This window comes from Thermomicrobiales bacterium, from assembly GCA_037045155.1.
GTDB lineage: Bacteria > Chloroflexota > Chloroflexia > Thermomicrobiales > CFX8 > JAMLIA01.
Map to the genome: position 1 here is coordinate 300,973 of JBAOIG010000002.1, position 17,843 is coordinate 318,815.

Annotated in this window: 15 protein-coding genes; 12 read left to right on the plus strand and 3 right to left on the minus strand. The window is 64.8% G+C overall.

Going from position 1 to position 17,843, the window contains the following annotated elements; translation table 11 throughout:
• The first annotated feature begins 7 nt into the window (after nt 1-7).
• The 6 genes from V9F06_01600 (at nt 8) to V9F06_01625 (ending at nt 7,402) form a co-directional block, all read left to right on the plus strand.
• On the plus strand, nt 8-1,066 hold the full coding sequence (locus tag V9F06_01600; GenBank protein ID MEI2616317.1) for a Xaa-Pro peptidase family protein: 1,059 nt from the start codon (nt 8-10) through the stop codon (nt 1,064-1,066).
• A 196-nt stretch (nt 1,067-1,262) separates the two neighbouring features.
• On the plus strand, nt 1,263-2,351 hold the full coding sequence (locus tag V9F06_01605) for a Xaa-Pro peptidase family protein (protein MEI2616318.1): 1,089 nt from the start codon (nt 1,263-1,265) through the stop codon (nt 2,349-2,351).
• Nucleotides 2,352-2,396: 45 nt separating this feature from the next.
• Nucleotides 2,397-4,433, plus strand: coding sequence for a S9 family peptidase (locus tag V9F06_01610; GenBank protein MEI2616319.1), 2,037 nt, complete (start codon nt 2,397-2,399; stop codon nt 4,431-4,433).
• Nucleotides 4,434-4,536: 103 nt separating this feature from the next.
• Complete coding sequence (locus tag V9F06_01615) at nt 4,537-5,421, plus strand: VOC family protein (protein ID MEI2616320.1); 885 nt, start codon at nt 4,537-4,539, stop codon at nt 5,419-5,421.
• 68 nt (nt 5,422-5,489) lie between these two features.
• Nucleotides 5,490-5,918 carry a hypothetical protein gene (locus V9F06_01620; GenBank protein ID MEI2616321.1) on the plus strand — a complete coding sequence of 143 codons (429 nt, stop codon included), beginning with the start codon at nt 5,490-5,492 and terminating at the stop codon, nt 5,916-5,918.
• 437 nt (nt 5,919-6,355) lie between these two features.
• The gene (locus V9F06_01625; GenBank protein MEI2616322.1) at nt 6,356-7,402 is read left to right on the plus strand and encodes a Gfo/Idh/MocA family oxidoreductase; all 1,047 of its coding nucleotides are present in this window, start codon (nt 6,356-6,358) and stop codon (nt 7,400-7,402) included.
• On the opposite strand, the gene V9F06_01630 is transcribed toward V9F06_01625, so the two are convergent.
• Nucleotides 7,399-7,743, minus strand: a complete 345-nt coding sequence (locus V9F06_01630) for a hypothetical protein (GenBank protein ID MEI2616323.1) — start codon at nt 7,741-7,743, stop codon at nt 7,399-7,401. The genes V9F06_01625 and V9F06_01630 overlap by 4 nt on opposite strands.
• An 820-nt stretch (nt 7,744-8,563) precedes the next feature.
• On the opposite strand from V9F06_01630, the gene V9F06_01635 reads away from it, so the two are divergent.
• The 4 genes from V9F06_01635 (at nt 8,564) to V9F06_01650 (ending at nt 13,268) form a co-directional block, all read left to right on the plus strand.
• Nucleotides 8,564-9,247 (plus strand): response regulator transcription factor, encoded by a 684-nt coding sequence (locus V9F06_01635; protein MEI2616324.1) that lies wholly within the window; start codon nt 8,564-8,566, stop codon nt 9,245-9,247.
• A gap of 8 nt (nt 9,248-9,255) precedes the next feature.
• Nucleotides 9,256-11,943 carry a serine hydrolase gene (locus tag V9F06_01640; GenBank protein ID MEI2616325.1) on the plus strand — a complete coding sequence of 896 codons (2,688 nt, stop codon included), beginning with the start codon at nt 9,256-9,258 and terminating at the stop codon, nt 11,941-11,943.
• 156 nt (nt 11,944-12,099) lie between these two features.
• On the plus strand, nt 12,100-12,933 hold the full coding sequence (locus V9F06_01645; protein ID MEI2616326.1) for a GAF domain-containing protein: 834 nt from the start codon (nt 12,100-12,102) through the stop codon (nt 12,931-12,933).
• 101 nt (nt 12,934-13,034) lie between these two features.
• Nucleotides 13,035-13,268: a hypothetical protein gene (locus V9F06_01650; GenBank protein MEI2616327.1), complete on the plus strand. Its 234-nt coding sequence runs from the start codon at nt 13,035-13,037 to the stop codon at nt 13,266-13,268.
• A gap of 10 nt (nt 13,269-13,278) precedes the next feature.
• Here the strand turns inward: V9F06_01650 and V9F06_01655 are convergent, their stop codons facing one another.
• Nucleotides 13,279-14,229 (minus strand): alpha/beta hydrolase, encoded by a 951-nt coding sequence (locus V9F06_01655; GenBank protein ID MEI2616328.1) that lies wholly within the window; start codon nt 14,227-14,229, stop codon nt 13,279-13,281.
• A gap of 270 nt (nt 14,230-14,499) precedes the next feature.
• On the opposite strand from V9F06_01655, the gene V9F06_01660 reads away from it, so the two are divergent.
• Both V9F06_01660 and V9F06_01665 read left to right on the plus strand, forming a co-directional pair.
• On the plus strand, nt 14,500-15,381 hold the full coding sequence (locus tag V9F06_01660) for a zinc metalloprotease HtpX (protein ID MEI2616329.1): 882 nt from the start codon (nt 14,500-14,502) through the stop codon (nt 15,379-15,381).
• A 111-nt stretch (nt 15,382-15,492) separates the two neighbouring features.
• Nucleotides 15,493-16,002 (plus strand): hypothetical protein, encoded by a 510-nt coding sequence (locus V9F06_01665; GenBank protein ID MEI2616330.1) that lies wholly within the window; start codon nt 15,493-15,495, stop codon nt 16,000-16,002.
• Nucleotides 16,003-16,580: 578 nt separating this feature from the next.
• On the opposite strand, the gene V9F06_01670 is transcribed toward V9F06_01665, so the two are convergent.
• A complete protein-coding gene (locus V9F06_01670; GenBank protein ID MEI2616331.1) occupies nt 16,581-17,822 on the minus strand; it encodes an MFS transporter in 1,242 nt (413 codons plus the stop codon).
• Nucleotides 17,823-17,843 lie beyond the last annotated feature (21 nt).

The following is a 17,843-nucleotide window of genomic DNA, read 5'->3' on the forward strand; positions in this document are numbered from 1 at the left end:
AGGGGTGATGACAGAGCGCATCGACCGCGTGCGCGGGTTGCTTGCCGAGCGCGGCTATGACGGGCTGATCGTCAGTAAGCCAGCCAACATCCGGTATCTTACCGGCGCAACCGGCACGGCAGCCGAACTGCTGGTAACCGCGAACGACCTGTTGTTGCTGAACAGCTTCGTGGATATCACCGAGAACGGTGAGACCGCGCCGGACGTGCCACAAGCAACCCGGACGAACTCAGCCGCGGACATGGCCACGGCGGTACATTCACGCGGACTCCAGCGGGTAGGGATCGAGACGCACCATCTGTCCCACGACACCTACATCACCTATCAGCAGTCGCTGGATGGGGTCGAGTTGTGTTCATCCGGAGGGATGGTCGAGGATCTGCGGGCCGTCAAGGATGAGGGCGAGATCGATCTGATCCAGCAGGGTATGCAGGTAAACGATCTCGGCGTTCAGTATGTCAGGGACCATGCTCGGGAAGGAATGACCGAGTTCGAGCTTGGTGTCGGGCTCGAGACTGCCATGCGTGAGGCGGGCGCCGACGGACTGGGCTTTCTCATTGTGCAGTTTGGCGAGAACGCCGCCAAGCCACACCATCGCTTCAGCCAGCGTGCGCTGAGGCAGGGCGACTTCATCCTCATCGACATCGGCGCTCTCCACCAGGGATATGGCTCTGACACAACGAGAACGCTCGTATTCGGTGAGCCGACCGAGCGCCAGCGCGCCGTCTATGAAGCGGTGCATCGCGCTCAGGCAGCAGCCCTTTCCGCTGTCCGTGCAGGAGTAACTGGCGAGAGTGTGCATCAGGCCTCGGCGGACGTGATCCGAGAGGCGGGGTACGCGGCCTACTACGGCCACGGTGTTGGCCACGCGATCAACGAGGGGCCACGCCTCGCGCCATCATCGACCGACATCCTTCGTCCGGGACACGTCGTCACGATCGAGCCGGGCATCTACATCGCCGAGTGGGGAGGGGTCCGCGTCGAAGACACGGTCGTTGTGACTGAGGGCGGATATCGAAATCTGGCGCGGTTCCCGAAGGACCTTACGATCATCTCAGCGCGATAATCCTCACACAGACCCGCTCACGTCGATTCCGTAGCAGGATCGGGGTGGGCGGGCTAGCGTGACGTGCGTAAGCAGCGCAGAGTGGATAGTGGTCTGAGATTGACGTCGGTCGCTGGGTCCCGACTGACACGACGATCCCCATCGGGGCCCAGCGACTGATGGGCGTCGCCTTGCGAACTTAGGAAGGTGGTACATCATGATTTCAGGTCGCGTTGAACGCGTAGCCAAGGAGCTTGCCCGCCGGGAGCTCGACGCCATTATCGTGACGGAGCCAACCAGCCGGTACTACCTGACGGGCTGGAAGATGGACGATACGCAGGTCGGGGAGTTGGCATACTGGGTGCTGGCCGGTCCCGATAGCCTGACGATCCTGACCGGGCAGAATAACCTGTCCGAGGCGATCGAGGCAGCGCCAGGATCGAAGATCATCGGGATCGCACCTCAGGACCGTGGCAAGAACGCATCGATGATCGCGGCGCTCATTCAGGAGGCCGGCTACAAGCGCGTCGGTATCGACGATGTGCATCTGGGCGCCAACTACTATCTCCAACTCACCGAGTCGCTTCCTCCTCACATCGAACTGACGCCAGCCGCAGATCTCATCCGCACGGTTCGAGCGGTGAAAGAGCCGGGCGAGATTGAGCTACTGCGCGAAGCGATCCGGCTGACGGACGAGGCTTACATGGCGCTGCGCGAGTGGATTACCGCGGGGACGACCGAGAAGCAGGTGGCGTGGTTCCTGGAGCGACACATGCGTGATCGCGGCGCCGACGGCATCGGCTTCGGGACGATCGTCGCGGCTGGGCCGGCCGGCGCGGTGCCACACCATGAGCCGACCGACCGGCCGATTGAGGCGGGAGAACCGGTGGTTCTCGACTTCGGAGGAACCTACGAAGGCTACACGGCCGATCTCACACGGACATTCTGTATTGGTGAGCCACGCGATCAGCAACTCATCGACATCCACACGGCGGTGCTCGCGTCACTCACCAGAGGGATGGCGGCCCTGCGCGCCGGGGATCGCTGCGACGGACCTACGGCAGTGGCCACCCATGAGGTGGAAAGTCGGGGGTTTACCGTGAGCCATCCGGGCGGGCACGGGATCGGACTTCAGATCCACGAGCTTCCCAGTGGCCCGATGGTCCTCCGGGAGAACATGGTGATGACATTCGAGCCGGCAGTCTATATTGACGGCTGGGGCGGGGTTCGGATCGAGGACAACGTCCTGATCACGGCAGATGGTCCAGTCGTTCTCACAATGAGCCCGCATGACCTCGTCATCTGAGGACTTGTACGGCAATTGAGCAAGAAAGGCTGGCTGGAGATCCGGATGAATGCCACCAAGCACACGATTGAGGCTCGCGATCTCTATCATCTCGAAATTGCCCATACGGTCGCAGTCTCACCAGATGGACAATGGGCAGCGTTCACCGTGTTGCGGCCGGACGAAGCAACTAACCGTAATCAGTACGATCTCCTGATCGTCCCAGTTGACGGCACGGGCAGCCCTCAACCGCTGGTGCAGGGTGGTTCGCACGATCCGGCGCCATCCTGGTCGCTGTGCAGCCAGCATCTCGCCTACCTTGCCGATCACGAGGGCGTGATACAGGTCTGGACCATCGAGCGAGCGAGCGGAAAGACGCGACGCGTCACTCATAGCACCGTCAATGTCAGCAATCCGCTCTGGTCACCGGATAGCGCTCACATTGCCTGGGTTGCCAGCGTCCCGTCCGTTGCTGCGCCTGCCGGCCCGACGGGTGGCAGCGACCTCGGCGGCCAGCCACGGGTGATCCTCCGTGCGCGCTACAAGTTCGACGGCATGGGCTGGTTTGGCCAGTCACGCAGCCAGCTGTTTGTCTCCACACTCGACATGCCGGAAGCCAACGCGCGACAACTGACGTACGAACCGGCTGGAATCTCTCAGCCGATCTGGGCGGCAGAACGAGGCACGTCGATCGGAGGGCCAGCATGGTCGCCGAATGGGTCGCAGCTCGCGTACACCACCAGCACGAATGAAGACGAAGAGCTGGACAGCCGGTGCGATGTCTGGACGGTCGATATCGCTACCGGTGATCGAACCAGGATCACTCCAAATGACGGCCTGTACGGATGTCCCGCCTGGTCTCCGGATGGCACGCGACTGGCGGTCGTCGGCGCACGACTGCCGAAGCGTGGAGGCTCGAACTCTCTCATATGGACCGTGCCGGCCGGCGGCGGTGAGTTGACCCTAGCGAGCCAGGCAGATATCTGCGCCGGCGCGCTTCTGTTGGCCGACGCGGGCGCGCCGACACGCGTACAGCCACAATGGATCGGCGACTGGATCTACTTCAGCGCCGGATTCGAGGGAACTGTCCAGATCTTCCGCACGCCTTCGGCCGGTGGCCAGCCGGAGATGGTAACGACCCAGCAACACGCGCTCGGGAGTTGGTCGATCGATCGAGGCGGCACAACGCTCGTGTACGCCGCGACGACAGCCTCCAGCCCCGGCCAGGTGTTCTGCCAACGGCTGGATACTCTCGAGGCGCCTCATCCATTAACGGCACTCAACTACGAGATACTGTCGACTGTGGCGCTTGCCGAGCCTGAGTCATTCTGGACAACATCAACTGATGGATCCGAAACCCGAGTTCAGGGCTGGATACTGAAGCCCCCTGACTTTGATGAGACGAAGACATATCCGCTCATCCTCCAGGTCCACGGTGGGCCACACTGCGCCTATGGCGCAAGCTGGTATCTTGAGTTTCAGTATCTCGTGGCGCACGGATACGTCATTGTCTTCTCCAACCCACGCGGGTCCAGCAACTACGGTGAGGAGTTTGCGACCAGCATCTACCTTGACTGGGGCGTCAAACCGATGGCCGACGTGCTCGCCGCGCTGGACTACGCCATTGATCATGTTGCCATCGATCCAGAGCGGATTTATGTGGCCGGCGGGTCATATGGCGGATATCTGGTCAACTGGATCGTGACTCATACCGATCGTTTCCGAGCGGCAGTGACGGGACGCTGCGTCTCCGACCTTCAGACGCTGGCGCTCGCCAGCGACAACGGGACTCTCTGGATGGCGGAGTACTTCGGCGGGATGCCCTGGGAGATGCCGGAGGTATATGAATCTGGCTCGCCAATCCGCCACATCGCCAACGCTGTGACTCCGCTCCTCATCGAGCATCAGGAGCAGGACATGCGCTGCACGATGGATCAGGCCGAGCAGATGTACAACGCGCTTCGGTTCCTGGGCGTCGAGACGGAGATGGTGATCTATCCCGGGGAATCCCACGGGATGAGCCGGGGCGGCCGGCCGAGTCACCGCGTTGATCGACTGGAACGCATCCTCGACTGGTTCGAGCGACACGGGGGATCTGGTTGATCGTGATCCCTATGCCCCACATACCGCGTCCCTCGGTTACAATGCAGACGACGCACGGCTCGGTGGTCGCGGGACGACAGGCGGAAGACAGGGGTGGGAGTCGATGGCCTATCGCTTCATGCTGGACGTGCCAGAGGCGGCACATGACGACGCCAAGACGGCGATCGAGAGTGTGCGCAACGCACAGATCCTGATCGACCGGCATCCGCGCCCACACACGCCCGACCCGGTCGTGACCGAGGCGGATGTCTTCGACAGCCGCGCCGAGCTCACCGTCGTCGCCCACACACTCGATGTCATCGACGCGCTCTACCACTGGATGGGCGAGCGGGAGATCAACACCGACGTGTACGTCGATGCCCACAAGGGCGGCAAGCTGCACCTGCCCGACTACACCGCCCCGGAGCTACGCGCGATCATTCAGGGCGACCAGTACTGGTTCGCCAATACGATGCCGAAGATCCACTATCCACCGGATGTCCTGATGGAGGGAGGGGCGCTCGTGTCTGAAGTCCCGTATGGCGGCCGCGCCGCGAGCTCTGCGATCGTGCCGGCCGAGACTCAGGTCGCGCTAGGCGGAATCGATCACGTCGCCGTCCGCGTCCGCGACATGGCCAAGGCCGAGGCGTGGTATCGCGACTTCTTCGGGATGGACATCATCTACCGCGCTCGCCGCGCGCACGACCGCTGGCAGCATCTGCCGGCCGACTATAGCTGGGACGCAGGCGTCCACAGCGGCATCGAGCCAGAGATCGTCCGACTGGAGAATGGCCCGATCGCGATTGTGCTGATCAACGCCGGCATGGGCGCAGTGATGCACGAAAACCGCGTCGCCCACCTCAGCCTGAACGCGCCAATCGAGACCGTCAACGCCGTCCGCGGACGAGCGCTCTTCGCATCCTTCACGGTTATCGAAGATACGGCGCGCTCGTTTGGCTTCGTCGATCCGTTCGGGATTACCTGGCAGTTGATCGCAAGCAGCAGCTGAGACAAACGATCTACGGGGCGGCCAGGCTGGCCGCCCCGCCCACGTCCGACTCGTAGCGAAGGCGAGATATGCTAGACGATTACCGCGAACTGATCGACCTCCTGGCACGAGCGCCGCAGCAGCTTGCAGCGGCAGCGAAGACGGCGGGCGAGCCGGCCAGCGGAGTCTGCGGCCGTCTTGTCATGTCAGAACGGCTCTATCTCGGCTGGCTCAACGAACTTTTCCAACGCACCGATCCGCTGCTACGTTCGCCAAACCTCGCCCACCTCGCCGAGCAGGAACGCCTCCAGCAACAGCCCGCAGCCGACAGTCTGGCCACATTCAGCGACTCGCGTGGCGACACAATCTCGCTGCTGATGGGCCTCTCGCTGCGCGACTGGGAGCGCACCGGTATCCTCGAGGAAGAGGGGCGTGAGGTGACACTGTCCGGGCTGGTCGAGGCATTGGTTGACCTCGACGCCGATCATCTGGCAGAGCTGCAACAACTGGCCGGCTAGCCGGCGCATCGAGATTGCTCACAACGGACCGCGGGACGGGGGAGCAGGACCAGATGGGGGGGCGGAGGCCGCGCCGACGTGCAGGACGCGCGGCCACCGCAAGAGGAGTGAGTGAGACCGGCCAACCGGGAGTGGGGCCCGGAAGGCCAGGGAAGCAGAGGCACCGTCGGGTCGAAAGGCCCGCGGCCGGCGGCAGCGTCGGTGGGGTACTCCGCTGACCGGTGGGACCCGCTATCGCGGGTCCTTTCCTTTTCCGCGCGAACAGCAGGCCGCCGCGACGATGATCTCCAGAATAGCACGCATGTTCTAGTCCGTCAACTCGCTGGCGCGGATTGTTGGCGCGTTCGTACGCTGATCCCGGGATTCCGGCGACTAGCGCACCCGATCCGCTCCGGCGCGTTACTATGCCCGGGTTCGATGCGGAGAGGGGCAGGGGAATGAACAAGGTCGTTCGGGTCGGAGTAATCGGAACCGGGTTTGGAGCGCACCACATCGAGGTGTTGCGGCAGTTGCCGGATGTCGAGGTCGTCGGGGTAGCGTCGGCCCAGCCGGCGCGAGCGGAGGCAGTGGCCGAGCGCTACGGCGTCCCGCTGGCAACCGGCGACTACCGCGAGCTGCTGCCGCGCGTGGATGCCGTCGTGATCGCGACCCCGCCGGCGCTGCATGCTCCGATGGCCATCGACGCCGCCAGCGCTGGCGTGCATATCTTCTGTGAGAAGCCAACGGCAGCGTCGCTGGCCGAGGCGCGGTCGATATACGCAGCGGTCGAGCAGGCCGGCGTTGTCGGCATGGTCAACTTCCACCAACGCTTCATGGCCCACTGGCGGCGTGCTCACGATCTCGTCACCGAGGGGGCGATCGGCAGGCTGGCGGTGGCCGATATGCGGGTGACGATGAATCCGGTCGAGTACCTCGCCTCACCGTTGTGGAGCGACTCGAAGGCCGGCTGGTTCGCCGATGCTGCTCAGTCGGGCGGGCTACTGGCCAGCTCGGTCGGGCCACACCTTGTCGACATGATGCGCTGGATCGGCGGGCCGGTCTCCGAGGTTGCGGCGCGGACAATCACGTCGAGAACCGAGATCCCGCTGACCGGTGGCGGGACACGTGGCGATGTCGATGCCGATGACGGATTCATCATCCTCGGCCGCTACGAGAGCGGGGCGCTGCTGACCATCCGTGGCGAGCCGGTGACCTACGGTGGCAACGAGTGGGACATGGCGCTCCACGGCGACGAGGGCTCACTGATCGTCGCCGGGAGCGAGCTGAGGCTGGGACGGTCCGGCGACCCGAGCCCGCTGGTCATCGACCAGCCGGCCGCCGTCAACCCCCGGCTGGCCATCGCCGGACGATTCATCGACGCTGCGCGGGCCGGCGGTCCGTCGCCCGAGCCGGACCTCGCCGATGGCGTCGCCGCCCAGGGGTTGCTCGACGCTGCCCTTCACGCCGCGCGATCCAACCAATGGGTTCGGGTCGAGGCTCGCTAGCGCAGCCGTTCGCAGTGGATACGCACCGCGCCGGCGATCAGGGTGAATCGGTCGCCATCCGCGATGAACTGGCGCGGCAGCCGCTTGCCAACGTTGGCCGGGTCGGCGTGCATCGCCGGGATGTGGAAGACGGTGTCACCCTCGACTTCGTAGTTGCCACAGTACTGGACACCGCCGGCCGAGCCGTCGGGCGCGGTGAAGGAGAACGCCTCGGCGAACCAGCCGCCAGCGTCGTAGAGCAGAAATCCGTGCGGCCCTTCGTTGCGCAGCAGCGCGCCATCCGCCCCCGGCCGCTCGATCGCCACCATGTTCCAGATTCCGACGATGCCGTTGTCTGCCATGTGTTGCCCTCCTCCGCCGCGATATGTCGATGGGGAAGTATCGCAGGCAACGAGGGGATGAGGGTGGTTCGCATACGCTCGTTGGCGCGGTCAAGCGTGGGGGTGAGGTCGCGCTGTCCGCGACGCTGCTCGATAATGAGGGTATCGATCGCCGGACGCGCGCCAACCCAGGTGTGCCTCGACCCGGGCGTGCTCACCGGCCAGCGCATCGAGCTCGGTCGGGATCAACAGGCCTGGCCAGACAGCCAGCGGTCGATCGGCACTCAATAGCCCACCCGAAACTATGGCGCTTGCGCGCCGGAAGGAGCAACCGGATGCTGGAGGACGATTACGCGCCAGCGACCCGCAGCCTCGTCCCATCATGGCTGGCGCTGGCCGCGCTGGCGGCAGTGGTGGGGTACTTCGTGATCCGGCGACGCCGAGGGTAAACGCGACTGCGGGGCCCCGGCTTTCCCGGGACCCCGCGCGCTCTTCGGCGATACAGGCTGGAGTGAGAGGAAACTGTAGATTCCGCCTAGGGAAAGCCGTGTGGCGCTGACAGCGACGGTAACTGCCTTGCGCATTCGCGAACCCGCCAGGCTCGCGTTACGATCGAGGTCGATCGATTACGGGGTGTCTAGAGGCCCCAGCCTATCGTCCAGTCGGTCTTACTTCACCCTTCGCAAGGTGTATGCCGCTATACTCAGTGCGGCCCGCCTGAGGGCGGGGCGGTGGGCATAACAGCGAATGATCTGATAGTAACGACCTGCCCTGACGCCCCCATGACGAGAAGATGAAGATCCGGTGACATTCTTGATCTCGCATATGCCGATGGAGTGATATGGGCGAGCGGGTCCTGGTCGTCGACGATGATTCCAAGATTCTCGCGATGATGCGCCGCGGGCTCATCTTCGCCGGTTACGAGGTCGACCTCGCCGAGACCGGCGAGCAGGCGCTCGACAAGACTCTCGGCGAGCTGCCCGACCTCGTCATCATCGACGTCATGCTGCCGGGCATCGACGGGCTGGAGGTCTGCAGACGGCTCCGCGCCGCCGAGCCGCGCCTGCCGATCCTGTTGCTGACAGCGCGCGACCGTGTCCCCGACCGGGTCGCCGGCCTCGACGCCGGGGCCGACGACTACCTGGTCAAGCCGTTCGCCTTCGACGAGCTGCTGGCGCGCATCCGCGCGTTGCTGCGGCGGGCCGGCGACGAGCACCAGGACGCGCTTGTCTTCGCCGACCTGCGCCTCAACTCGACCACCCACGAGGTTCTCCGCGGCGAGCGCTCGATCGACCTGACGCTGACCGAGTATCAGCTCCTCGAATACTTCATGCGTCATCCACGCCAGGTCCTCTCCCGCGATCGCATTCATGATGCCGTCTGGGGCGACAGCTTCTTTCCGGAGTCGAACGTCATCGACGTCCATATCAAGCGGCTGCGCGAGAAGCTGGAGTCGGACAGTGAGTCGCGGCTGATCCAGACAATCCGTGGCGTCGGCTACAGCCTTCGCCAGCCGAGCGACTGAGGCCGGCGGTGTCGCTGCGCGTCCGGCTGGCGCTGATCTACACCGTTGCCTTCCTGGTTGCGCTGGCGATCATCGGGAGCGCGATCTATCTCATCCTGCGTCAGGCGCTGGCGGCGGAGGTAGATAACGAGCTGATCGAGCGTGCCGCTCAGATCGATCGCGCGATGGTGATCCGTGGCGGCAACGAGCTGGACGCCCAGCATCTGCTCGACGAGATCTTCGTCCTGTCACCCCCTTCGCCCGACCAGGAGCTGCGCGCCGCGAGTATCCACATTCATATCCTCGGCGAGGATAGCCACTCGCTGGCCAGCTCATCGCTGACGGCCGAGACGGTGCCAGTCGACCGCGAGGCGGTCGCCGCCGCGGTCGCGGGTGACACAGTCCTTCGCACGTCGCGGGTCGGCCGGGTGCAGATTCGCTCGCTCTACAGCCCGCTGCGGATCAACGGAAAGATCGTGGCGGTCGCTCAGCTCTCCGAATCGCTCAGCCCGATGACGCGGACGATCGCCGAGTTCCGGACACTACTGCTGGCCGGCGGGCTGCTTGCCCTGCTGGGCGGGCTGGCCGGCACCTTGTCGCTATCTCGCCAGGCACTTCAGCCGGTGGCCGATCTGACCGACCGCGTCGCCCGGATCGCAGAGACAGGCGAGTTCGCGGAGCGCGTTCCGGAGGCGAAGTCTCCTGACGAGATCGGCCGGCTGGCGCTGACCTTCAACACGCTGCTCGACCGGATCAGCCTGATGCTCGATCGCCAGCGGACGCTTGTGGCCGACACGTCTCACGAGCTGCGCAATCCGCTGATGGTCGTCCGCGGCAATCTGGAGCTGCTGGCGGTCGGCCTCCCGCCGGAGGAGCAACGCGAGGCTGCACGCGACGCCATTGATGAGGTCGATCGAATGACGCGCCTCGTCGGCGACCTGCTGTTTCTGGCCGACGCCGACGCCGAGCGGGCGATCGAGCATCATGACGTGCCGCTGGAAGCGCTGGTCGCCAGCGTCATCGCCGACGCGCGCCGGCTGGCCAACAACCCCGACAGTCCCCGCGAGCTGGTGTTGACCGCGAACGACGCGCTGACTGTCCGCGGCGACGCTGAGCGACTGCGACAGCTGATCTGGAATCTGGTCGAGAACGCGCTGCGCTACACGCCGGCCGGCGGGACGGTGACCGTCAGCCTGCGCCGTCGCGGCCCGGTCGCCGAGCTGACCGTCGCCGACACCGGCATCGGCATCCCGCCGGAGCATCTGCCGCACCTCTTCGAGCGCTTCTACCGCGTAGACACCGGCCGCTCGCGCGCCGTCGGCGGCACCGGGCTGGGCCTGTCGATCGTGCGCCAGATCACCGAAGCGCACGGCGGCCAGGTCCGCGTCCGCTCGACGCCGGGCGTCGGCTTCGACGTTCACGGTGGCGCTGCCGGTGACGGAGGGATGAGGGTTGAGGCAAACGGGATGAGTGACGAAAGAGGGATGACAATGGCTGATTGGCCGGCGACGGCAGCAGAAATGGGGTTGATGGAGGGGTATCCGGCGCCGCCGGAGAAGCAGGTGACGCGCGAGAACCTGATGTCGGGGCCGTATAACCGCTGGGGCTTTCAGCACATGCGCGAGCTGATGGCGACGGCGGCGGTGTATCGCGGCGATGGGCCGGTGCGCGAGCTGCCGCAACGGCCGCGCGACCTGAGCGGGCTCACTTTCGCGGCGGTCGACGGGACCGAGCAGACGGTCGATGACATGCTGGCGCTCAGCTACGCCGACGCGCTGGTCGTGCTGCACGACGGGACGCTGGTCTACGAGCGATACCTGAACGGGATGGGGCCGGCCAGCCAGCATCAGATGATGTCGGTGACCAAGTCGCTGGTCGGGACGCTGGCGCTGCAACTGGCCCACGAGGGGCTGATCGACGAGTCTCGACCGGTGATTGACTATATCCCCGAGCTGGCCGGCAGTGCCTGGGAGGATGCCAGCGTCCGCCATGCGCTCGACATGACGACCGGCATCCGCTTCAGCGAGGTCTACGACTTCGAGGACGGCGATGTTGCCCGCTATGGGATCGCCGCCGGGTTCAGGAATCCGCCAGAGGGGTATCAGGGGCCGCGCACGGTGCCGGAGCTGTTCCCACAGTTTCCGAAGGCCGGCGAGCACGGCGAGGCGTTTCACTACGTCACGCCAAACACCGATGTCGTCGGCTGGATCATCGCCCGCGCCACCGGGAAGCCGTTTTCGCAGGTCTTCGGCGAGCGGGTCTGGTCGCGGCTGGGGACGGAACGAGACGCCTACATCATCCGCGACAGCATCGGGATGGAGATGGCGGGGGCCGGATTCAACGCAACCGCCCGCGACCTGGCGCGTTTCGGCCAGATGCTGCTGGACGGCGGGATCTGCGACGGGCAGCAGATCATCGCGCCGGAGGTGGTCGCGACCATCCGGGGCGGCGGCGACCGCGAGGTGTTTGCCCGTGGCGTCGAGGAATGGGGACCAGTCTGGGAAGGCTGGTCGTATCGCGCCTTCTGGTGGAACACGCACAACGCGCACGGCGCATTCACCGGCATCGGGATCAACGGCCAGTGGCTGTACGTCGACCCCGCCGCCCGTGTCGTCATCGTCCAGCAGTCGAGCTACCCAACCGCCGACCTGCCCGAGGTCGACGGCATCACCGTGCCCGGCTTCCACGCCATCGCACAGAATGTGACGGGGGGATGAGGGGGAGCGGAGGGGGCGGGACGTGCATCTGTTCCCACGACAGTAGCCAGTTACCGCAGTTGAGACCGTCGTGTAAACAGGCGTTGACAGTGGTTACGATCAGTACGATAATTTTGGTTGGATCTCCCATCGCTGTATCTATCTAACGGACACGCCGTGACCATGGTTGAACGGTTCAATCAGCCAATGAACTCCCTCAGATCGACTGGTGGCCAAACAGTTGTTTGGGCGGTGGTTAGTGGTGTAATCCTTGCGATCGTGGTTGGTGTCTGGCATCGGCTGATCTCCTCAGCATTGGTATTACCTCTCATCCTCGTCACTATCGTTTTTGTCACTGGAGTCATCGTTGGCTACTGGTTCAGGAAGCAACACAAGACACCTTCGGTGTCGTCTACCAACTACCTCACAAAGATGCTAGAAGCTGATGGTCGTTTGTTCATTGCGCTCGGGGGCCTAATATCGAATCATCATGGTTCGCACGCGTTCGATAATGCCCTCAAAGCCTGCGTATCCGCCTGCTGTGGCCTTCTTGCTGACGGTGCTCGTGGCATCATTTACCGGCCCGTCGATGGCTGTTTAGAACCTACGGCGGATCACCTTATGACCCCAAATGAACTAAAGCGAAAGTTTGCAGCAACACGAGATTATGTCACGAGCGACGTACCGTGGGGTATTGCTAGCGCTGTCTATCAGGGGAATCAACACAGAGTTGTCCCCTTCCGCGAGTATCAAGGGAAGTGGATACCGCTGGATCCGGAATACCATGTCTTCCCAGAAGACGCTACCGGGCTACCGTACCGCTCATTCATTGCTATTCCGCTGCGGGTCACGCCAGCATCTGATTGTCTCGGCGTTCTCTGCCTCGATAGTATGCGGCCAGACGCTTTCGACGACGCTGATCTGCAACAGTACCTTGTTAACCTCGGGCTTCGCATGGCAATCCCTATGCTCCTATATAATCACTCGGCGACGGCGTCGGACCCCGGTTAGTCGATTGGAGGCTATGCTATATTGACACGGTTTTAATAAGCTTCGTTATCGACACGGATCTATTCTATCCGTGTCCTTGATGCCCAGAGGAAGGGGCTATCATGTCCACGATCGAGGCCGGGGAAACGCGCGAGCAGAAAGTCATTGATGCCTTCGACGACTATCTCACCGGCAAGATCACACTTGAAGAATACGAAGCCCTCGAAAGCTTGTATCGTACCGACTATCTAGCTGTCGCCCGGGCCTTGGCGGGGCTTGGAGCCAGCCATCGGTCACGGATCTCAAATCCCGAATGCTCATCCAGCACCAACACATCGCGCGAGTGTGAGCGATAGCCCGTAACGACTAGCTGCCGAGGTGCTCGCGGAGGAAGGCGCAGGCGACGGTGAACTCGGCGTGGGCGCCGGGACCGGCAGAGCGAGCGCGCAGGAAGCCGTGGATCATCCCGCGCGCCTCGCGGTAGGTGACCGGCGTGCCGGCCAGCGCAAGGCGTGCGGCGAAAAAGCGGCTGTCGTCGCGGATGGGGTCGATGCCGGCCGCATGGACGAGCGCGGGCGGCAGGTTGGTGAAGTCGAGCGCGCGGACGGGCCGCGCGTAGGGATCGGCGCTATCGGGATCGTCCGGAAGGTAGAGCCGGTCGAACCGGTGCATGCTCGCGCTGGTCAGCCCCGGCCCATCGGCGAACTCGACGTACGACCCGGCGTCCTGCTCGAGCCCGAACCAGCCGTAGAGCAGCGCCTGAGCCGCGATCGGCGGGCCGCCACGGTCGCGCGAGGCGAGCGCCAACGCCGCGCCGAGCATGCCACCGGCGCTATCGCCCACAACAGCGATGCGGCCGGCGTCGATGCCGACCTCGTCCGGATTCGCCGCCAGCCAGGTCAAGACGCCGTAGCAGTCATCGAACGCCGCCGGGTAGGGGTGCTCGGGCGTCAGGCGGTAGTCGATGCTGACGACTGCCGCGCCGGTCTCCTGGGCGTAGCCCCAGGCGTTGCCGTCGGAGGTGTCGAGGTCGCCCAGCATGAAGCCGCCGCCGTGCATATAGAGGACGCACGGTCGCGCGCCGCTCCGGCCAGCGGGCTGGTAGACGCGCACGGGGACGCCGCCGTGGCCGGCGGGGATCGTCGCGTCGAAGACATGCATATCGGCGGGGCGAGGCTGGGGGAGGATGCTCGCGTAGACGCGCCACCAGCGGCGGGCGTCCTCGGGCGTCTCGCCTTGCGGGCCAACGAGGGCATCTGCCTGCTCGCGCGCGTCGAGCAGCGGCTGCATGTCCGGATGGATGGTCTGCGTCGCCACGTGTCCCCTCCCGATGAAGGCGCCTGCGCGCCCAACTCCGATAGACGGCGACAGTAGCATAGCGCGGAGTGGCCACCGGCATTGTGTGCTGAGTAACGGAACGAGCGGATACAGAAGACTGCAATATCGCGTCTCACCTCCCGCGTCTCGACAGTCCCGATCCCTTCACGCCTCCTTCATGCGTCTGTCATGCTGTGGGCGCATGATAGATCTAGCCGGCATCTGGATACTGGCTGGATCTGAATTTGTACCCATGGAGGGCCTCCGGCCATGACGACCGGAAACACGATCAAGACTGTTGGGCTGCTGACTACCCTGACAATGCTGCTGGTGCTGATCGGCCAGTATGTCGGCGGCGCTGGCGGCGCGGCGGTTTTCCTGCTGATCGCGCTGGTGATGAACATGGGCGCCTGGTGGTTCTCCGACAAGCTGGCGCTGCGCATGGCCGGCGCGCGCGAGGTCAGCCCGGAGGAAGCGCCCGAGCTGCACAGCATGATCGAGCATCTGGCGATGCTGGCCCGCCTGCCGAAGCCACGCGTCTACATCATCGAGAACGAGAGCCCGAACGCCTTCGCGACGGGGCGCAATCCCGAACACGCGGCTGTCGCGGTCACGACCGGTATCCAGCACCTGCTGAACAAGGACGAGCTGGCCGGCGTGCTCGCTCACGAGCTGGCCCACATCCGCAACCGTGACACCCTCATCAGCGCCGTCGTTGCGACGGTGGCCGGCGCGATCACCTGGATCGCCAGCATGCTGAAGTGGGGCGCCATCTTCGGCGGCTTCGGTCGCAATAGCGAAGAGGGCGGCAATGTCGTCGGCATGCTGGCGCTAGCAATCCTGGCCCCGATCGCGGCGATGATCATTCAGCTGGCCATCTCGCGCTCGCGCGAGTTCTCGGCCGACGCGACCGGCGCGCGGATCCTCGGCGACCCGCTGCCGCTGGCCAGCGCGCTGGAGAAGCTGCAATACGGCGTTCAGCGCCGGCCGATGGCGAAGGCCAGCCCGGCGACCCAGCACTTGTATATCGTCAATCCGGTGGCGGGGGTAAACGTCAGCAAGCTATTCAGCACGCACCCGCCGACGGAAGAGCGCGTGGCCCGGCTCCAGCAGATGGCACTCCAGCCCAGCCAGTCCGGCCTGATCCGCTAATTCCACCCCCTACCCCCTTTTCCCGGCCCCCCGTCCGACCAGGGCGGGGGGTCTGGTTCTATCGCCAGGCAGTGCGTCGCGGCCACACCATCGCGAGCGGAGGTGATATCGATGTGGAGAATCGCCGGTCTGCTGATCGTCGTCGCTACAACGCTTGCGCTGCCCGGGCAGGCGAAAGCGATCTGCCGTATTCACACGCCCGACGTAGCCTATGACAACGCCGGCGTCATCTTCAGCGGCCGCGTCATCTCGACCGACGATCTGAGCAAGCCGCCACCGTGGAACACGACGATGTCAGTTGACCGCGTCTGGAAGGGCGAAGTGCTCGCTCCCGCGCAGGTGACGGTCTCATCGGGGATCTACCCGGTCCGTTTCCAGTCGGGCATCGACTACCTCGTCTACGGCGTCCGTGTGGATGAGACCCCGCGCATCTACACCGACGCCTGCACGGGGACTGCGCCGCTCGACGAGTCGGCGGACATGCTCGCGCACCTCGACCGGACCGTCCCGAAGCGGCAGCCGTGGGTTGCGGTCGGGATTGCGCTGCTGCTGATCGGCGGGATCACGGTCGTCATCCGTGGCCGCCCGCGAGCGATCCGTGTCGGCCCGCCGGGGTCGTGAGTCCAGCAGCCAGCCTCGTTCTCCGTCATCCCGAATCGTCCGTCAGCGCGTATCTGTCCGGGCCGGCAGCCACGCCCGTGTCCTGTCATCCTGAGTGGGCTGTCAATGTCAGACTGTCCGATCGGTAGCGTGCCGTTTATCCTGTCATCTTGAGCCTCAGCGAAAGATCTCCCACCCGTTCGATGCCAGCCAACGCAGGAGAGATTCTTCGCGTGCGCGCTCAAGATGACAGGCCACGGGCGTGGCTGCCGCGCCCACGTATGTGCCACTTTGGCGTTGACAGTCCACTGAGCGGGTTGTCAACGTCAGACTGTCCGATCGGCAGCCTGCCCCTCCCTCTGGCATCTTGAGGTCGCAACCGAACGATCTCCCCCAGGCATGTGACAGTCCAACGCAGGAGAGATCTTTCGCTGCGGCTCAAGATGACAGGCCACGGGGGTGGCTGCCGCGCCCACGTATGTGCCACTTTGGCGTTGACAGCCCACTCAACATGACAGGGGGAAGGGGCAGTCTGCCGATCCCAGCCGAAGACGAAGGACGGCAGGACACGAGGCGTCGCTGCCGCAGCGCCCCGCCCGTCAGCGCTCCTCGGGAGGGCGGACGGACTTGAACATCGCCAGCAGCAGCAGGTCGTAGGTGGCCTTGAGCGAGCCGGCGATAACCAGTGGCCAGCCGAACGGCGAGATCGAAAGCAGCCAGCCGGAGATTAGCGGGCTGGCGGATGAAGCCAGGCTGCGCGGCACTGCCGTCACGCTGGCGGCTGCCGGCCGTTCGGCCGGCGTCACGACCGCCATGACGTAGGAGTTACGCGTCGGCACATCCATCTGCGACAGCAGGCTGCGGGCCAGGAGTAGCGCGATCGCCAGGCCGAGGCTGGGCATGAACGGCACGAGGATGAGGAAGATATTGGCCGGCAGATGGCTGAAGACCATCGTGTTCACCAGCCCTATCCGCCGCGAGAGCCAGGCGGCGACCGGATAGGACACCGCCGAGAACAGCCCCGTCCAGAAAAAGATCGTTGCGGTCGTCGCGATCGACAGATCGAAGCGTTGGAACAGCCAGAGCGCCAGCAGCGACTGCACAACGAAGCCGCTGCCGAAGGTGTCGAGGCTGAAGAGCGCGGCCAGGGTATAGACGATGCGCTTCGACTCGCGCAGCGGGACCGGCGGCTGATCGGCCGGCGGCTCGATCGCCGGGGAGAGATGGCGGTAGAACGCCATTGCCACGAGCGCGATGACGGCGTAGACGAGAAACATCCCCTCCAGCGCCTGACGGAGCGAGAGCGATGATTCACGCGCGATCAGCGCCGGAGTTCCGGCCGCAAGCGCACCGACCGCGCCAGCCAGCGAGGCGACCAGTCCGTAGCGGGCGAAGAGGGATGTGCGCTCGCGGTCGTCGACAGTCTGCGGCAGAAGCGTCTGCTCCAGCGGCAGGAAGACGCTGACATCGCCAGCCGAGGGGTTGAGCGTGCCGAGGAAGGCGACCAGCACAAGCGGCCAGAAGGAGTGCACCGTTGCGAAGGCAACGCCGGTGGCGGCCATCAGCATCGCCGCGCCGAGTAGCAGGCTGCGCCGGCGCAAGCGGTAGGCGACGAGCCCGATCAGCAGCGTCAGCGCCGCCGAGCCAAGCAGCGTCGCGGTCGAGATCGCGCCGACCCGAAATTCTGAGAACCCCAGCGTCAGCAGGTAGACCGGCAACAAGACGCTGATGAAGCCATCGGCGAACGCCCGCACGCCGCGCGCCAACACCAGCAGTGTCGCGTCGGACGTCGCTGATGCCGGGACAAGTCCGATGGACCGCCGCTCCAGCCGCCCTGCCACCCAGCCCCTTTCCCATCGTCC

What these genes read in the sequence shown, in the direction of transcription:
- V9F06_01600 (MEI2616317.1), top strand. Translation starts at nt 8, where the DNA reads ATGACAGAGCGCATCGACCGCGTGCGCGGGTTGCTTGCCGAGCGCGGC.
- V9F06_01605 (MEI2616318.1), top strand. Translation starts at nt 1,263, where the DNA reads ATGATTTCAGGTCGCGTTGAACGCGTAGCCAAGGAGCTTGCCCGCCGG.
- V9F06_01610 (MEI2616319.1), top strand. Translation starts at nt 2,397, where the DNA reads ATGAATGCCACCAAGCACACGATTGAGGCTCGCGATCTCTATCATCTC.
- V9F06_01615 (MEI2616320.1), top strand. Translation starts at nt 4,537, where the DNA reads ATGGCCTATCGCTTCATGCTGGACGTGCCAGAGGCGGCACATGACGAC.
- V9F06_01620 (MEI2616321.1), top strand. Translation starts at nt 5,490, where the DNA reads ATGCTAGACGATTACCGCGAACTGATCGACCTCCTGGCACGAGCGCCG.
- V9F06_01625 (MEI2616322.1), top strand. Translation starts at nt 6,356, where the DNA reads ATGAACAAGGTCGTTCGGGTCGGAGTAATCGGAACCGGGTTTGGAGCG.
- V9F06_01630 (MEI2616323.1), bottom strand. Translation starts at nt 7,743, where the DNA reads ATGGCAGACAACGGCATCGTCGGAATCTGGAACATGGTGGCGATCGAG.
- V9F06_01635 (MEI2616324.1), top strand. Translation starts at nt 8,564, where the DNA reads ATGGGCGAGCGGGTCCTGGTCGTCGACGATGATTCCAAGATTCTCGCG.
- V9F06_01650 (MEI2616327.1), top strand. Translation starts at nt 13,035, where the DNA reads ATGTCCACGATCGAGGCCGGGGAAACGCGCGAGCAGAAAGTCATTGAT.
- V9F06_01660 (MEI2616329.1), top strand. Translation starts at nt 14,500, where the DNA reads ATGACGACCGGAAACACGATCAAGACTGTTGGGCTGCTGACTACCCTG.
- V9F06_01665 (MEI2616330.1), top strand. Translation starts at nt 15,493, where the DNA reads ATGTGGAGAATCGCCGGTCTGCTGATCGTCGTCGCTACAACGCTTGCG.